The 14639-nt window shown below is 69.8% G+C and carries 17 protein-coding genes; 11 read left to right on the forward strand and 6 right to left on the reverse strand.

Translation table 11 applies throughout. The features are described 5' to 3' along the window. Positions 1-18 precede the first annotated feature (18 nt). Complete coding sequence (locus EPO52_RS10730) at positions 19-1467, reverse strand: DHA2 family efflux MFS transporter permease subunit (RefSeq protein WP_290805868.1); 1449 nt, start codon at positions 1465-1467, stop codon at positions 19-21. A gap of 27 nt (positions 1468-1494) precedes the next feature. Between EPO52_RS10730 and EPO52_RS10735 the strand changes: the two genes are divergently transcribed. The 5 genes from EPO52_RS10735 (at position 1495) to EPO52_RS10755 (ending at position 4542) form a co-directional block, all read left to right on the forward strand. Continuing rightward, positions 1495-2085, forward strand: coding sequence for a TetR/AcrR family transcriptional regulator (locus EPO52_RS10735; RefSeq protein ID WP_290805871.1), 591 nt, complete (start codon positions 1495-1497; stop codon positions 2083-2085). 51 nt (positions 2086-2136) lie between these two features. Continuing rightward, complete coding sequence (locus tag EPO52_RS10740; protein ID WP_290805874.1) at positions 2137-2772, forward strand: GNAT family protein; 636 nt, start codon at positions 2137-2139, stop codon at positions 2770-2772. A gap of 4 nt (positions 2773-2776) precedes the next feature. Further along, the gene (locus EPO52_RS10745) at positions 2777-3196 is read left to right on the forward strand and encodes an organic hydroperoxide resistance protein (RefSeq protein ID WP_290805877.1); all 420 of its coding nucleotides are present in this window, start codon (positions 2777-2779) and stop codon (positions 3194-3196) included. Positions 3197-3283: 87 nt separating this feature from the next. Next, positions 3284-4225, forward strand: coding sequence for a DMT family transporter (locus tag EPO52_RS10750; RefSeq protein ID WP_290805879.1), 942 nt, complete (start codon positions 3284-3286; stop codon positions 4223-4225). Positions 4226-4227: 2 nt separating this feature from the next. Further along, the gene (locus EPO52_RS10755) at positions 4228-4542 is read left to right on the forward strand and encodes a chorismate mutase (RefSeq protein WP_290805881.1); all 315 of its coding nucleotides are present in this window, start codon (positions 4228-4230) and stop codon (positions 4540-4542) included. 17 nt (positions 4543-4559) lie between these two features. Here EPO52_RS10755 and EPO52_RS10760 read toward each other — a convergent pair whose 3' ends face one another. Then, positions 4560-5477, reverse strand: coding sequence for an NAD-dependent epimerase/dehydratase family protein (locus tag EPO52_RS10760; RefSeq protein WP_290805884.1), 918 nt, complete (start codon positions 5475-5477; stop codon positions 4560-4562). Between the two features lie 120 nt (positions 5478-5597). On the opposite strand from EPO52_RS10760, the gene EPO52_RS10765 reads away from it, so the two are divergent. From EPO52_RS10765 to EPO52_RS10785, 5 genes are all read left to right on the forward strand, one after another. Next, positions 5598-6329: a TetR/AcrR family transcriptional regulator gene (locus EPO52_RS10765; RefSeq protein ID WP_290805887.1), complete on the forward strand. Its 732-nt coding sequence runs from the start codon at positions 5598-5600 to the stop codon at positions 6327-6329. A gap of 174 nt (positions 6330-6503) precedes the next feature. Beyond that, positions 6504-7580, forward strand: a complete 1077-nt coding sequence (locus tag EPO52_RS10770; protein WP_290805890.1) for a cupin domain-containing protein — start codon at positions 6504-6506, stop codon at positions 7578-7580. Positions 7581-7605: 25 nt separating this feature from the next. Further along, a complete protein-coding gene (locus tag EPO52_RS10775) occupies positions 7606-8442 on the forward strand; it encodes a fumarylacetoacetate hydrolase family protein (RefSeq protein WP_290805893.1) in 837 nt (278 codons plus the stop codon). A gap of 3 nt (positions 8443-8445) precedes the next feature. Beyond that, positions 8446-9216, forward strand: coding sequence for a maleylpyruvate isomerase family mycothiol-dependent enzyme (locus tag EPO52_RS10780; protein WP_290805896.1), 771 nt, complete (start codon positions 8446-8448; stop codon positions 9214-9216). Between the two features lie 41 nt (positions 9217-9257). Continuing rightward, the gene (locus EPO52_RS10785; RefSeq protein ID WP_290805899.1) at positions 9258-9719 is read left to right on the forward strand and encodes a MarR family winged helix-turn-helix transcriptional regulator; all 462 of its coding nucleotides are present in this window, start codon (positions 9258-9260) and stop codon (positions 9717-9719) included. A gap of 46 nt (positions 9720-9765) precedes the next feature. On the opposite strand, the gene EPO52_RS10790 is transcribed toward EPO52_RS10785, so the two are convergent. From EPO52_RS10790 to EPO52_RS10805, 4 genes are read right to left on the reverse strand one after another with little or no spacing between them, the layout of a single operon-like run. Further along, entirely contained in the window at positions 9766-10941 is a 1176-nt protein-coding gene (locus EPO52_RS10790; RefSeq protein ID WP_290805902.1) for a glycerate kinase, read from the reverse strand. Next, a complete protein-coding gene (locus tag EPO52_RS10795) occupies positions 10938-11117 on the reverse strand; it encodes a hypothetical protein (protein ID WP_290805905.1) in 180 nt (59 codons plus the stop codon). The genes EPO52_RS10790 and EPO52_RS10795 overlap by 4 nt, the downstream gene beginning before the upstream one ends. Beyond that, on the reverse strand, positions 11114-12220 hold the full coding sequence (locus EPO52_RS10800; protein WP_290805908.1) for a cupin domain-containing protein: 1107 nt from the start codon (positions 12218-12220) through the stop codon (positions 11114-11116). Before EPO52_RS10800 ends, EPO52_RS10795 begins: the two co-directional genes overlap by 4 nt. A 30-nt stretch (positions 12221-12250) precedes the next feature. Next, positions 12251-13432: an acyl-CoA dehydrogenase family protein gene (locus EPO52_RS10805; RefSeq protein WP_290805911.1), complete on the reverse strand. Its 1182-nt coding sequence runs from the start codon at positions 13430-13432 to the stop codon at positions 12251-12253. A 181-nt stretch (positions 13433-13613) separates the two neighbouring features. Here EPO52_RS10805 and EPO52_RS10810 point away from each other — a divergent pair, with 181 nt between their 5' ends. Further along, positions 13614-14633: an alcohol dehydrogenase catalytic domain-containing protein gene (locus tag EPO52_RS10810; RefSeq protein WP_290805914.1), complete on the forward strand. Its 1020-nt coding sequence runs from the start codon at positions 13614-13616 to the stop codon at positions 14631-14633. The last annotated feature ends 6 nt before the right edge of the window (positions 14634-14639 follow it).

The following is a 14639-nucleotide window of genomic DNA, read 5'->3' on the forward strand; positions in this document are numbered from 1 at the left end:
CAGCTGTTCAGCCGGCGCTCACCGAGGCGTCGTGGCTGCGAGCGGCGCGGTCGCGTGAGGTTCCGCCGCCGTCCCGGACGCTCGGCCGGGAAGGAGCGGGGAGAGCACGGCGGCGAGTGCCGTGATGCCGATCGCCCACCAGAAGGCCTGCTGGAACGCACCCGCCGGGTCGCCTCCCGCTGCGGCCCCGGCCAGCACGACCGCGAGAACGGCGGTGCCGAACGCGCCACCGAGCTGCTGCGACAAGCGCGTGATCGTGCTCGCATGGGGCATCTGCGGTCGCTCGAGTCCGACGAAGCCGACCGCCATGATCGGGATCATCACGGCCCCGAGCCCGATCCCCCTGACGACCAGAACCGCCGACAGCCACCACACACTCGTCTGCCCATCCGCGAATGCGAATGGGATGGTCGCCAGGAGCACCACCGCGAAGCCGAGCACGGCGACGATCCGGGCACCGACCCGGTCGGTGAGGCGACCGGCGAGCGAACGGCTGAGGAGGGAGCCGACGCCCTGCGGGATGAGCAGCAGGCCGGCGCCCAGTGCGTCGGTGCCGCGGAGCTCTTGGAACGACAACGGCAGCAGCAGCATGCCGCCGTACAGCGCCGCGCCCATGAGGAACATCAAGCCGGAGGCCGCGGCGAGGGGTCGGTGTGTGAGCAGAGAGAGATCGACGAGGGCCGGCCGTCGGCTTCGGGTCGCCCACAGCGCGAACGCGACCAGCAGGACGGCGCCGGTGGTGAGGGGCATCCAGACGTCGAACCGGGTGAAGCCGCCGGTGCCGCTCGCGTTGCTGAGGCCGTAGAGCACGCCGACCAGTGCGGGCGAGAGCAGGGCGAGCCCCAGCACATCGAGCTTCGCGGTGCCGACGGGGCCATCGGCGGGGATGAATCGCCACGCCAGGATCAGTCCGACCACGACGAACGGCACGTTCACCCAGAACAGCCAGGGCCAGGTGCCCGCGCCGAGGATGAGCCCGCCGATCACCGGCCCGAGGATGGGCCCGAGCGCTGTGGGCAACGAGGCGACCGCCATGACGCGGCCGAGGGAGCGCCCGTGCGCGGCCTGCATGAGGAGGGTGGTGAGCAACGGCATCATGGCGCCGGCGCCCACGCCCTGCACGGCGCGGAACGCGATGAGGCTGCCGGCGTCCCACGCGAGCGAGCAGAGGATGCTGCCGATCAGGAACACGACGAGCGATGCCATCCAGAGCCGCTTTCCCCCGATCCGGTTCTGCAGCCAGCCCACCAAGGGAACGGTGACGCCCATGGCGAGCAAGTACGCGGTGCTCACCCATTGGATCGTCTCGATGCTGGCGTTCAGGTCGCCGGCGAGGGTGTGCAGGGCGACGCTCACGATCGTCGAGTCGAAGAGCGGCGCCATCGCGCCGACGACCAGGGCGATCGCGAGCCGGGTGAGGTTCTTGTCCATGATGTCCTTAGATACGGTGACGTTTCTTAATGCCACCGTACGATGTCGCGATAAGATACGCAAATGGATCTCACCAAGACCCGACGACGCGGCGCCGAACTCGAGTCCGCGTTGCTCGATGCCGCCTGGGCCGAACTCGAAGACGTCGGCTATCCCGCGTTCGGGTACGACGGCGTGGCTGCCCGGGCCGGCACGTCCAAGCCCGTTCTCTACCGGCGCTGGCCCGCGAAGGTCGATCTCGTGCTGGCCGCCCTCCAGCACGGTGGCTTGTTCGACAAGCGGGCGCTGCCCGACACCGGATCGCTCCGCGGCGACATCCTGACGGCCCTGCGAGACTTCAACGCGGCCCGTTCGGGTTTCATGGCGGTCATCAGCGTCTACTTGGCGGGCATCCATGCCGACACCGGCCTGTCGCCCGCGGAGCTGAGGGACCGGCTTCTCGCGGGGAGCACGAACACCGGCCGGAAGCTGCTCGAGCGGGCGGCCGGGAGGGGCGAGATCCCGGCGCGGAACTGGCCATCGGGAATCGCGACGCTGCCTTCCGACCTGGTGCGCCACGACCTCGTGATGACCCTGAAACCGCTCCCGGATGCCAGGATCCTCGAGATCGTCGACGACATCTGGCTGCCGCTCGTGCGGCTTCGACACCCCTGATCGCGGAGCCCGAGCGCGACACCGGTGCGCTGAGGGTGCCAGAATCGGCAGATGGTCGCGACGCTCCCCGAACCCGGAATCATCCAGGGCCGCTTCATCCGCCTCGAGCCGCTCACGCGCGAACTGCTTCCTGCGTTGCACGCGGTGATCGGGCATCCGGAGGTCTTCGCCGGCGGGTACGGCGGGGGACCGCAGGGCTACCGGGCCACAGTCGATGAGTTCGTGGAGTGGGCGGAGACCTACTACCAGTGGGAGGGCGGGCTGGCCTTCGCGATCAGGATCGCGGGCGGGCCGGATGACGGCACCCTCATCGGCACGACGACGCTCGGCGATCTCGACCCGGCCCTCGAGTACGCGCACATCGGCTGGACCGCGTACGACCCACGCGTCTGGGGAACCGTCGTGAACCCGGAGGCGAAGCTTCTGCTGCTCACGCACGCCTTCGACCACGGCTTCGGCCGCATCAAGATCCAGGCGGATGTGCGCAACTCCCGCTCGCGGGCGGCCATCGCCAAACTCGGCGCCACGTTCGAGGGCATCTCCCGGCGCGATGTGCCGCGCGCCGACGGGTCGTGGCGCGACTCCGCCGTGTTCTCGATCATCGTCGACGACTGGCCCGCCGTGTGTGCCGGACTGGAGGAGAGGGTGGCGCGCCTTGGTGCAAACGGGCCGGTAGTGGTGAACTAGCAGCATGGAAGCCATCTACACCGCCATTGCCCACGCCTCCGGTGGAGGCCGCGACGGACACGTCCGCAGCGAAGACGACCGCCTCGACTTCGACACCCGCCCGCCCAAGGAGATGGGGGGATCGGGGGAGGGAACCAACCCCGAGCAGCTCTTCGCCGCCGGCTACTCGGCCTGCTTCCTCGGCGCCGTGCACGCGGCCGGCCGCGAGTTGAAGCTCGACACCACCGACGCCGCGGTGTCGAGCAGTGTGTCGATCGGCAACAACGACGCCGGCGGCTTCGGCCTCGCCGTCGAGCTCGACGTCTACGTGCCGAACGTCACCCCCGAGGAGGCCCGCCAGGTGGCCGACAAGGCCCACACCATCTGCCCCTACTCGAACGCCACCCGTGGCAACGTCGAGGTCACCGTCAACGTCGTCGAATAACGGTCGCCCCCGCATCCGATCATGCCAATTCCGGATGCGGGGCCTCCGTCGGCCGTCGGTGTCGTGCCTGCACGATAGCCTCGCAGAGTGCCGCAGAACCGCCTCTCCACCACCTTCCAGTTCGCCGCCCTCGGCTTGGTCTGGGGTGCGAGCTTCCTCTTCATGAAGGTGGCGCTCGATGGCATCTCGTTCGGCCAGGTCGCGTGGACGCGGCTCGTGCTCGGCGCCCTCACCCTGGCGGTGCTGATCGCGGTCACCCGCACGCGGTTGCCGCGCGAACCCATCGTCTACCTGCACTTCGTGGTGATCGGGGCCTTCGGCTGCGCGTTCCCCTACCTGCTCTTCGCCTGGGCCGAGCAGTACGTCACCTCGGGCCTGGCCAGCATCTACAACGCCGTCACGCCCATCACCACGGCGCTCATGGTGACGCTCGCGTTCCGGGTCGAGAAGCTCGACCGCTCGAGGGTCATGGGCGTCATCGCGGGCATCCTGGGCGTGGTGGTGATCATCGGGCCGTGGTCGTTCGCGGCGAACCAGGCCGCCCACGGCGACCTGCTGCTCGAACTCGCGGGGCAGCTCGCGTGCCTCGGCGCGGCGGTCTGCTACGGGTTCACGTTCGGCTACATCCGTCGCTTCATCTCGACGCGGCACCCGGTCTCAGGGCTCACCGCCGCGTTCCTCCAGGTGGGGATGGGGGCCGTCATCCTCATCGTGCTCACCCCGTTCGTGGCCCTCGGGCCCATCTCGCTCGACCTGCCCATCGTGGTGAGCCTCGTGCTGCTCGGTGCGCTCGGAACGGGCGTCGCCTACTTCTGGTACATGAACGTGCTGAACGCCTGGGGCCCCACCGCGACGTCCACGGTCACCTACCTCACACCGGTCGTGGGTGTGTTCCTCGGCATCGTGCTGCTCGGCGAGACGCTCAGCTGGAACGCTCCTGTCGGTGCCCTGCTGGTGTTCCTCGGCATCCTCCTGGCGCAGGGGCGGCTGAGGCTGCGGCGCCGTGAGGGTCGGCCGCTAGAGTCGTAGGCATGACAAATGGCTTCGACTCGAACGCAGACGTTCATGAGCGGCTCGAGAGCATCCGTCAGTCGATCGACAACATCGATGCGGCGCTCATCCACATGCTCGCGGAGCGATTCAAGTTCACCCAGACAGTCGGTCGCCTGAAGGCCGAGCACGGGCTGCCGCCGGCCGATCTCGAGCGCGAGGGGCGCCAGATCAAGCGGCTGCGGTCGCTCGCCGAAGAGGCGCACCTCGACCCGGCGTTCGCCGAGAAGTTCTTGAACTTCATCGTGGCCGAGGTCATCCACCACCACGAGCGGATCGCGGCCGAAGAGGTCTGACCCGTGCCGGATGCCGGTCACGACAGCGTGCGGCGGCAGACCTCCGGCCACGGCGTGGGCTCGATGCCGAAGTGCGCCCGGGAGGCGGAGTCGTCGAGCACGTAGGGTCGCTCCCACTGGTAGGAGAGCTCGCCGAGCTCGCGCAGCATCGGCGTGACGAGCGCTCCGAGCGACACGACGGGTGCCGGGATGCGGCTCATGGCGATCGCGGGCAGCCCGCCCGCGGCGAGCACGTCGCCGACCGCCTCGCGCAGGCTGCGGGGCGGGTTCGACGGCACGTGCCACACCCGGCCGTGGGCCGTCTCGTCGTCGGCCGCCGCGACCAGCAGGCGGGCGACATCCTGCACGTCGGTGAAGGTGTGCGGCGCGTCGGGGTTCGTGAGCACCCAGGCGCGCCGGCCGGCGCGCGCCCCGGGGATCAGGCGGCTGACGTGGCCGTTGCCGCCGATGCCCGGACCCATGTAGTCGGAGCCGCGGACCTCGACCGCGCGCAGGGTGCCGGCCCGGTGCGCCGCGAGCGCATCGGCCCAGAGCTTCGCCCGCAGGATGCCCTTGTGGTCGGTCGCGGCGTCGGGCAGTTGTTCGGTCATCGGCCCGTCGACGGGGCCGTACGGATAGAGGTTGCCCGTGATGGCGTAGGTGGCGCCGGTGCGCGAGGCGGCCTCCAGCAGGGCGGCGGCGAGCGGCGGCCAGGTGGCCTCCCACTGCGTGTAGTCGCCCGGGTTCGCACAGTTGTAGAGGGCGGATGCTCCTTCCGTGGCTGCCGTGAGCGCCTCGGCGTCGGCGGCGTCGACCCGGATGCTGGTGACCCCGGGGAGGCCGAGCCCGGTTCCCGAGCGGGTGGCCACCACGACCTCCGAGCCACGCTCGGCGAGCAGGGTGGCGGTGGCGCGGCCGACGGGGCCTGCTCCGACGATGACATGGCGGTCGGTCATGGGGTTCCTCTCGTTGGGAGAGCAGTGCTCTCGTTTGAAGGATGCCACGGCGGTTCGGGTAAAGCAAGAGCGGTGCTCTCTTTTGTTGCCGATGCTCTCGAAAGCGGCCAGAGTAGAGGGATGTCACATCCGGAAGTCCCCGCCGCGCGCACCGCCCGGCAGCGCGCTCGCGACCAGATCACCGCCGAGATCGTCGCCGCGGCGCGTCTCCGCCTGGCGGAGCAGGGCCCGGCCGAGCTGTCACTGCGCGCGGTCGCCCGCGACGTGGGCATGGTGTCGTCGGCGGTCTACCGGTATTTCGCGAGCCGTGACGAGCTGCTCACGGCGCTGCTGGTTCTCGCCTACGACGATCTCGGCGGGGCCGCGGAGGCGGCCGACGCCTCGGTGCGGGCGCGAGGCGATGTGGCGGCGCGATGGAAGGCGACTCTCCGGGCGATCCGGCGGTGGGCGATCGCCCACCCGAGCGACTACGCGCTGCTGTACGGGTCTCCGGTGCCGGGATATGCGGCGCCGCAGACCACGATCGAACCCGCGGTGCGGGTGATCGTGGTCATCCTGCGGATCGTCACCGAGGGTGTGCGGGTCGGCGCGATCGAGCCCGGTGACGCCGGTCACCTCGCCGCCGCGCCGGAGAGTGCGATCGCGGGCGCGATCGGCTTCGTGCGCTCTCGCGAGCTCGCGGGTGACGACCTGCCTGCCGAACTCATCGTGCGCACGCTCATGGCCTGGACGACGGTCTTCGGAACCATCTCGTTCGAGCTCTTCGGCCATCTCGTGGGTTCGGTGTCCGACCCCGACGCCTACTTCGACCTGGTGATCGAACGCCTCGCGCGTGAAATCGGCTTCCGGTGACGAAGCGCTGCAGCTCCTAGCTGCCACCGCCTCGGTGGGTGCCGTCGGCGCGGACCTGTCGCCGCGCGTGGTCGGGTGAGGAATCTGCCACTAGCGCCGACGAACCATCCGCTCATATAGTTGGCCTACTGACGAATATGCGGCGACGGTGTCGCGACATGAGAGGACCCTGCGATGCAGCAGATGGACGGCACGGCCGACACTCCAGAACTCGAGCAGCTCTACCGTGATTTCGCGGCCAACGACATGGCGCCGCTGTGGACCCAGCGGGACGATCTGATGCCGATGACTCCCGCGCCGCAGGCGGTTCCGCACGTCTGGCGCTGGAAGACGCTGTTCGACATCGCCGAGCGCTCCGGCGAGCTCGTGCCGGTGGGGCGCGGTGGGGAGCGCCGGGCGGTCGGCCTGACCAACCCGGGCCTGCCGGGCACCGGCTATGCCACCCCCACCCTGTGGTGCGCCATCCAGTATCTCGGTGGCCATGAGACCGCACCGGAGCACCGCCACGCGCAGAACGCCTTCCGGTTCGTGGTGGAGGGCGAGGGCGTGTGGACGGTGGTGAACGGCGACCCGGTACGGATGAGCCGCGGCGATCTGCTGCTCACGCCGGGTTGGAACTTCCACGGCCACCACAACGACACCGCGAACCCGATGGCGTGGATCGACGGTCTCGACATCCCATTCTCGAGCCAGATGGACGTGGGGTTCTTCGAGTTCGGTTCCGAGCGGGTGACGGATGAGGCCTCCCCGGAGTTCTCGCGCGCCGAGCGGCTCTGGGCGCATCCGGGGCTCCGGCCGATGTCCGCGCTGACGGACACGGTCTCGTCGCCGCTCAGCGCCTACCGCTGGGAGCACACCGATGCCGCCCTCACCGAACAGCTGAAGCTCGAAGACGAGGGCTACCCGGCCACCCTCTCGCAGGGCCACGCGGCCATCCGCTACACCAACCCGACGACGGGCGGTGATGTGATGTCGACCATCCGGTGCGAGTTCCACCGCCTCCGGGCCGGCGCCTCGACGGCCCCGACGCACGAGGTCGGCTCAGCGGTGTGGCAGGTCTTCGAGGGGTCGGGAACCGTGGTGCTCGGCGACACCGAGACCCGGCTGGAGACCGGCGACCTGTTCGTGGTGCCCAGCTGGGTGCCCTGGTCGCTGCACGCCGACTCGCAGTTCGACCTGTTCCGGTTCACCGACGGGCCGATCATGGATCGGCTCAACTTCTCGCGCACCTTCGTTCCCTCCGCCCAGTAGATCGACCAGAGCCAGAAAGCAGCGCATGAAACTCGCAACCCTCCGCACCGGCGACTCCACCGTCGCCGTTCGCATCGACACCGACAGCGCCATCGAGATCGATGGCTTCACCGACGTGGGCGCCCTGCTGGCGAACGGAGACTGGCGTGCCGTCGCCGAGACGGCGGCGGGCACCGCTCATCCGTTGACCGGGATCCCCGACACGGACTGGGCGCCTGTCGTGCCCGCACCCTCGAAGATCGTCTGCGTGGGACTGAACTACCGCAACCACATCCTCGAGATGGGCCGCGAGCTGCCGGAGTTCCCCACCCTCTTCGCCAAATACCCCGAGGCCCTGATCGGCCCCTATGACGAGATCGCGCTGCCCGAGTACGCCTCGCACGCCGTGGACTGGGAGGCGGAGCTCGCCGTGGTGATCGGCACGACGGCGCGTCGCCTGAGCCCCGAGCAGGCCGCGGATGCGATCGCCGGGTACTCGGTGCTGAACGACGTGACCATGCGCGACTACCAGTACCGCACCCCCGAGTGGTTCCAGGGCAAGACCTTCGAGGCCACCACGCCGTTCGGGCCGTACCTGGTGACCCCGGATGCGTACGGTGTCGACACCGACATCCGCACCGAGGTCGGCGACGAGGTGCTGCAGCACTCGAACACGAGCGATCTCGTGTTCGACCCGGCGACTCTCGTCTCGTACATCTCCCAGATCGTTACCCTGAACCCGGGCGACGTGATCGCCAGCGGCACTCCCGGCGGTGTCGGACACGCTCGGAAACCCCCACGTTACCTGGGTCAGGGCGATGTGCTCAGCACCGTGATCGAAGGCCTCGGCACCCTGCGCAATCCCGTGCGCGTGGAGGGCTGAACCGTGGCGGCGCGTACCGACCAGGTCACCGACCCGGCGATCGCGGCGGCGCTCCTGCTGGCGCGGCGCGGCCAGGCCTACTACTCGCGCAAGCTGAACGAGCTGAGCGACGCCGACTTCGACGGCCCGACGCTGTTGGGCGACTGGGATCGGCGCCACCTCATCGCGCACGTGGGCCTCAACGCCCGCGCCATCACGCGGCTCGTGGAGTGGGCGCGCACGGGGGTCGAGACGCCGATGTACGCCTCCCCCGAGCAGCGCGCCGACGAGATCGACTTCTCGGCCACGTTGCCCGCCCACGCGCTCCGCAACCTCTCCGACCACGCCGCGATCCACCTCACCGTCGAGTGGCGCGACCTGCCTGCCGAAGCCTGGACGAACGAGGTGCGCACCGGCCTGGGCCGCATCGTCCCGGTGTCCGAGACCGTGTGGATGCGCACCCGCGAGGTCTGGATCCACGCGGTCGACCTCGGCAACGGCGGCCGCTTCGAGGACTTCCCGCCCGAGCTGCTCGATGCCCTGCTGGCCGACATCCTCGGCGCCTGGGACCGCCGGCGCGACGCGGAAGGTCTTCCGCGCTACCTGCTCGACGTAGTCGATCGCGATGGCGATCCTCTCGGCGCGGAGACGGATGCCGGCTCGGTGCGCGATGAGGAGGAGCTGGTGGTGCGGGGAACGGCAGCCGCTCTGACCCGCTGGGCCACGGGCCGGGGTGCGGATGGCGTACTCACGGGGCGCGGCGAGCCGGCATCGCCCGCTCCCCGCTGGCTCTGAGGAAGCGAGGGGCGCCGCATCCTGCGACAATCGGAGACACCATGGAACCAACTCGCGGAGCGGCACCGCACGACGTCTCCGACTACACCGGCTACCTCATCCGGCGCGCCCAGCAGGCTCACGTCGCCGCGTGGCAGCGTGTCGTCTCGGCCGAGATCACGAGCGTTCAGTTCGGAGTGCTCACCGTGCTCTCGCGCACGCCCGGAGCAAGCCAGCAGCACCTCGTCGAACGCCTCGACCTCGACCGGTCGACCATCGCCGACATCGTCGCCCGCCTCGAGCGGCGGGGGCTGATCGAGCGGGTCCGTGACGGTGATGACCGGCGCCGCAACGTGCTGCATCTCACCGAGCTCGGCACGCGGGAACTGGCCGTGCTCGTTCCGCGGGTGGCGCTCGTCGATGACGTGCTCGTGGGCGGGCTCCCGGAGCGCGATCGTGCGGAACTACGAAGGCTGCTCGGCGGCTTGCTCGAGTCGGCGACGGCCCGCACCCCCTCGGGATGAGTGCGGGCGGCAGAGACGTGGCCGCACCCGTGATCGCCCGAGGGCATCACGTCTTCTCTCGCCGGTCATGGAAGTGTCGTCCGTCGAAGCGGTGTGCCAGCGCCGCCCCCGCCTCGCGTGCCCAGCGCACGGGCTCGGCCCGGGCCGCAGAGGGTGAACCGGCCAGCTCCGCGAGCGAGGACGCCGCGTCGAAGCGCTCGGTGCCGGCCTGGACAACTCCGGCGACGAGAGCGCATCGGGCACCTGCGGCCCGCGCCACGGCGCGCACCAGGCCAGGCACCTTGCCGTGTTCCGATTGGGTGTCGTACCGGCCTTCGCCGGTGATCACGAGATCCGCGCCGGCGACGGCGTCCGCGAGTCGGATCCGTGCGGCAACCTCGGCGGCGCCGTCGATGATCTCGGCGCCCCAGGCGCGCAATCCGAATCCCGTTCCCCCTGCAGCACCCGCACCGGGGTGTGTCGGGTCGAAACGGGACGCGTCGATACCGTGCCGCTCCCCGGCTTCGGCGAGCTTGACGGCGAAGCGGACGAGGTTGAGCTCCGCCGTCTCCACCAGCGACTCGGTGATGCCCTTCTGCGCTCCGAAGACGGCGACGGCTCCGTGAGGGCCGAGCAGGGGGTTGCGCACATCGGAGAGAACGACGGCCCCGCCGTGCGGGACCGGCCTCAGGGCGGTGAGGTCGATGCTCTCGATCTCGGCCAGCCCGGCGTTGCCCGGCTGCACGGGATTGCCGTTGTCATCGAGGAGGCGGGCGCCCAGTGCGGTGAGTACGCCCGCGCCGCCATCGCTCGAGGCGCTCCCCCCGATGGCGAGTATGAGCCGACCCGCGCCGGCATCGAGCGCAGCCACGATCGCTTCGCCGAAGCCCACCGTGTGCGAGGTCAGGGGCAGCAACTCGTCGAGGAGGGTGATGCCGCTGGCCGAGGCGAGTTCCACCAGTGCGATCGAGCCCGGAAGCAGTAACCACGCGCAATGGGTGGTCCCGCCATCCGGACCCTGCACCGTCGAGACACGATGGCACGTGTCGGGATGGGCGGCCGCAAAGGCATCGATCGTTCCCTCCCCGCCGTCGGCCATGGGGCGGAGCACCAGCCGATCGCCCGCGCGTACCCGCGCCCAGCCGTCGGCGAGCGCCGCGGCCATCTCCGCGGCGCTCGCGGTGCCCTTGAACGAGTCGGGTGCGAAGACGATGCGGGGCGAAGGCAACCCGAGGCCGGTCACCGGATGATCAGCGGGGCGTCGGCCGCCCACGGATTGTCTCGAGAGGTCGCGCCGCGCTCGAACGCGTCGTTGCGGATCTCGTTCGGAGCCCGACTGGAGAAGACCCGACCCAGACGCACATCCCGCTGATCGGCAGGCACCGCCGGATCCGTCGTCCGGTCGGTGAGAACCGTCATCGCTCGCGGCCGGCGACGAACGTGCGGTCGAAGTTCAGCCGCTCGATCACGGGCGCGTCCGAGAACCGGAACAGGTCGAGTGGTGTCTCGGCCCTGATCTCCCACGACTCCCACGACGGCACCACCACGAGGTCGCCGGTATCGAGCGTCCAGGTCTGGTCGCCGACCACCATCTCGCCGCGCCCCTCGAACACCTGCCAGACCGAGGATCCGACCTCGCGCCGGGCGTTCGTGGCCGTGCCCTCGCGCAGCCGGTGGAACTCCGCTCGCAACGTCGACATCACATCGCCACCCGTGGTGGGATTGGTGTAGCGGATGCCCGCGTGCCCCTGCTCGACCGTGGCCGGAAAGCCCTCTGCCTCGAGTTCGAGCTGCGCCGTGAGGGCCCGGTCGGTGAACTCCCAGCGATAGGCCGCAATCGGGGAGTTCACGTGCGAATCGAGCCCTGACAGCGGCCGGAGACCGGGGTTGGCCCAGAGCCGTTCGGCCCGGGAGACCGATGGCGTCGAGTAGTCGGTGACGCGCTCGGTGCCGAACTCGAAGAAGCCGACGTCGAGGTTCTCTGCCAACGGCACGTCGAGGCCGTCGATCCAGGCCATCGGCTGGTCGGTCTCGTTGTGGTGGCCGTGGAAATTCCAGCCCGGGGTGAGCAGGAAGTCGCCCCGGCGCATCGCGACCGGGTCGCCGTTCACGACGGTCCAGACGCCCTCGCCCTCCACCACGAAACGGAACGCGTTCTGAGCGTGCCGGTGCTCGGGCGCGGTCTCGTGCGCACCGAGGTATTGGATGGCGGCCCAGATCGTGGGTGTCGCGTACGGCCGGCCGCCGAGACCCGGGTTGGCCAGCGCGATCGCCCGGCGCTCGCCACCACGCCCGATCGGCACCAGGTCGCCCGAGCGGGCGGCGAGGGGCAGCAGGTCGTTCCATCGCCAGACGAACGGCACCGATTTCGAGCGCGGGACATCCGTGAGCACCTCGCTGGTCTGGGTCCAGAGCGGCGAGAGATTCTTCGCCTCGAAGTCGGCGTAGAGCTGGGCGAGGGCCGCGCTGTCCTCGGGCTCCATCGCGTTCTGCACGTCGTCCATGGTGTTGTGGTCGGTCATTGCACAGTCCCGGTCTCAGATAGTCGGTGGTCAGATCAGCTGGAAGTGAACCCACTTCTGGCCCTCGGCGAGCCCCGCGAGCTGGCGCCCGGCGGACTGCAGGATGATCGGCGACGAGGAGATGTGTTGGGTGCCGCCGTGCACATCGCGATAGAGCCGCTGGATCACGCCGGGCCGCAGCGCCTCGCTGCCGGCGCTGCGATAGACGAATCCGGCGATCTCATCGAGCGCCTCGGTGGCGTTGCAGAGCGCAGCGCGGTTGAGGGTCTCGAGCCGCACCGACATCCGCTCACCACCGGCGAGCACGCTCTCGATCTCCTCCCACACGTCGTAGAGCAGTGCCTGGGCCGAGCGCAGCCGCAGTTCCGCGTTCGCGTACTGCTCGTGGAAGCTCGCGTTGTCGCCCCAGGATCCAGCCCGTCCCGACTTCTTCTGCACGCTCGTCGCGAGTTCGTCGAGCAATCGTCGGCCCACTCCGAGTGCCCACGCGCCGTGGTTGATGCTCGCGAAGTTGCCGATTCCCACGCGGTAGAGCCACCCGCCCGTGTTCGGCGAGGTGCTGAGTGAGGGATAGCTGAACTCGGTACGCACGAAGGTGTTGTCGAGCGTGTAGTCGATGCTTCCGGTCGCGCGAAGACCGAGCACGTCCCAGTTGTCGACGAAGTCGACCTGGGCCACGGGAACGATGAAGAAACGCGTCTCGCCCGTCTTCGTGTCGGCCGCGGCGGTGTGCAGATGCGTGGCGTGCTTGATGCCCGAGGCGAACGACCACTGGCCGCTCACCAGGTAGCCGCCCTCGACAGGTTCTGCGCGGCCTGCGCGGGTGCCCTGGCCCGCGATGCCGAGGCGGGGGGTGGCGAACAGCTCGTGTGCGGGGTCGGGCTCGAAGAACGCGCCGGCGAGCCCCGTGGACATGGCCAGCGCCATGGTCACCCATCCGGTCGACGGATCGGCATACGACAGCGTGCGGTAGACGTCCATGGCCTGGCGCGGAGTCATCTCGCTGCCGCCGAGCTCGCGAGGGGTGATGACCCCGATCGCTCCGCTGTCGTACAGAGCCTGGACGACGGGTTCGGCGATCCGGCCCTCGATGTCGTTCTGGGCTCCGTAGGAGTCGACGAGCTCGTGCAGAGCGGCGACGGCGTCGAGGACTTCGCCCGGGCTCGTCGTGCCGGTGCCAGCCGCGAGGGGCCGGTGGGCAAGCTCGGTCATGTGAACTCCAATGTTCGTGGCGAAGGTGGTTGTCCCGACGCTAACCCCGCGCTTCGAGCACGACCAGCGATTCCTGATAGGCCTTCTCGGTCGACTGAGAACCATTCGGCATGACCTCCGGGTGATCACCGGCAGCGGATGGGTATTGGAGAAGACGTGCGAGATCGCGTAGACCGGGAACATGCAAGCTCTCGTCTGGCGTGGTCCGTACCTCCATGAAGCCGACTCGATCGACGTTCCGGCACCCGGCCCGGGCGAGGTGCTCGTGCGCGTGGCGCTGGTGGGGATCTGCGGGTCCGACCTCACGGCGCACAAGGGGCTGATGGGCATCGCGAAGCCCGGCAGTGTGCGTGGGCACGAGTTCGCGGGCACGATCGAGGCGGTCGGCGCTCCGGATGCCGCAACCGGGTCGATCCCGGATGCCGCGCTCGCGCCGGGCACGCGGGTCACCGTCAACCCGGTGCTCTCGTGCGGGCAGTGCCGCTCGTGCGTCGGTGGCCGGCCGAGCGCGTGCGAGTCCATCCAGATCATCGGCGTGCACCGGCCGGGCGCCTTCGCGGAGTTCGCGATCGCGCCCGCCGATCACGTGCATCCGATTCCCGACGGCATGCCGTGGGAGTCGGCCGCCTCGTGCGAGCCTCTGGCGCAAGCACGGCACGATGTCGCCCGTGCCGCCGAGATCGGTGCCCTGGGCGAGTGCCTGGTGATCGGCAGCGGCTCGATCGGCCTCTGGATCGTGCACGCTCTGCGACTGGAGGGTGCGGTCTCGATCACGGTCGTCGATCCGGATGCCTCGCGCCGCGAGGCGGCGCTCGAGGCGGGCGCGATCGACTTCCTGGCGACGATCGATGATGTGACCCCGGCGTCGTTCGACACGGTCTTCGACGTCGTGGGCATCGCGGCGACACGGGGGCCCGCCGTCGCCTGCGCCCGGAACGGCGGCACGGTCGTCGCAGTGGGCCTCGCGGTCGATGAGGTGTCGATCCCCTGGTTCGACGTGGTGCGACGCGAGATCACCGTGCGCGGCGCCAACACCTTCGCGCCGGAGGACTTCGCCGTGGCGCTCGCCTGGCTCTCCGACGGCAGTGTGCCGGCCCCGCCCTCGTCGCGGGTTCTCCCTCTGTGCGGCGGCGGCGACACCTTCGCCGCCCTGGTCGAGCACACCGACCCCTTCACCGGCAAGACCTTCTTCGCCCCCTGAGTGGCG

This window comes from Herbiconiux sp., assembly GCF_004297105.1.
GTDB lineage: Bacteria > Actinomycetota > Actinomycetes > Actinomycetales > Microbacteriaceae > Herbiconiux.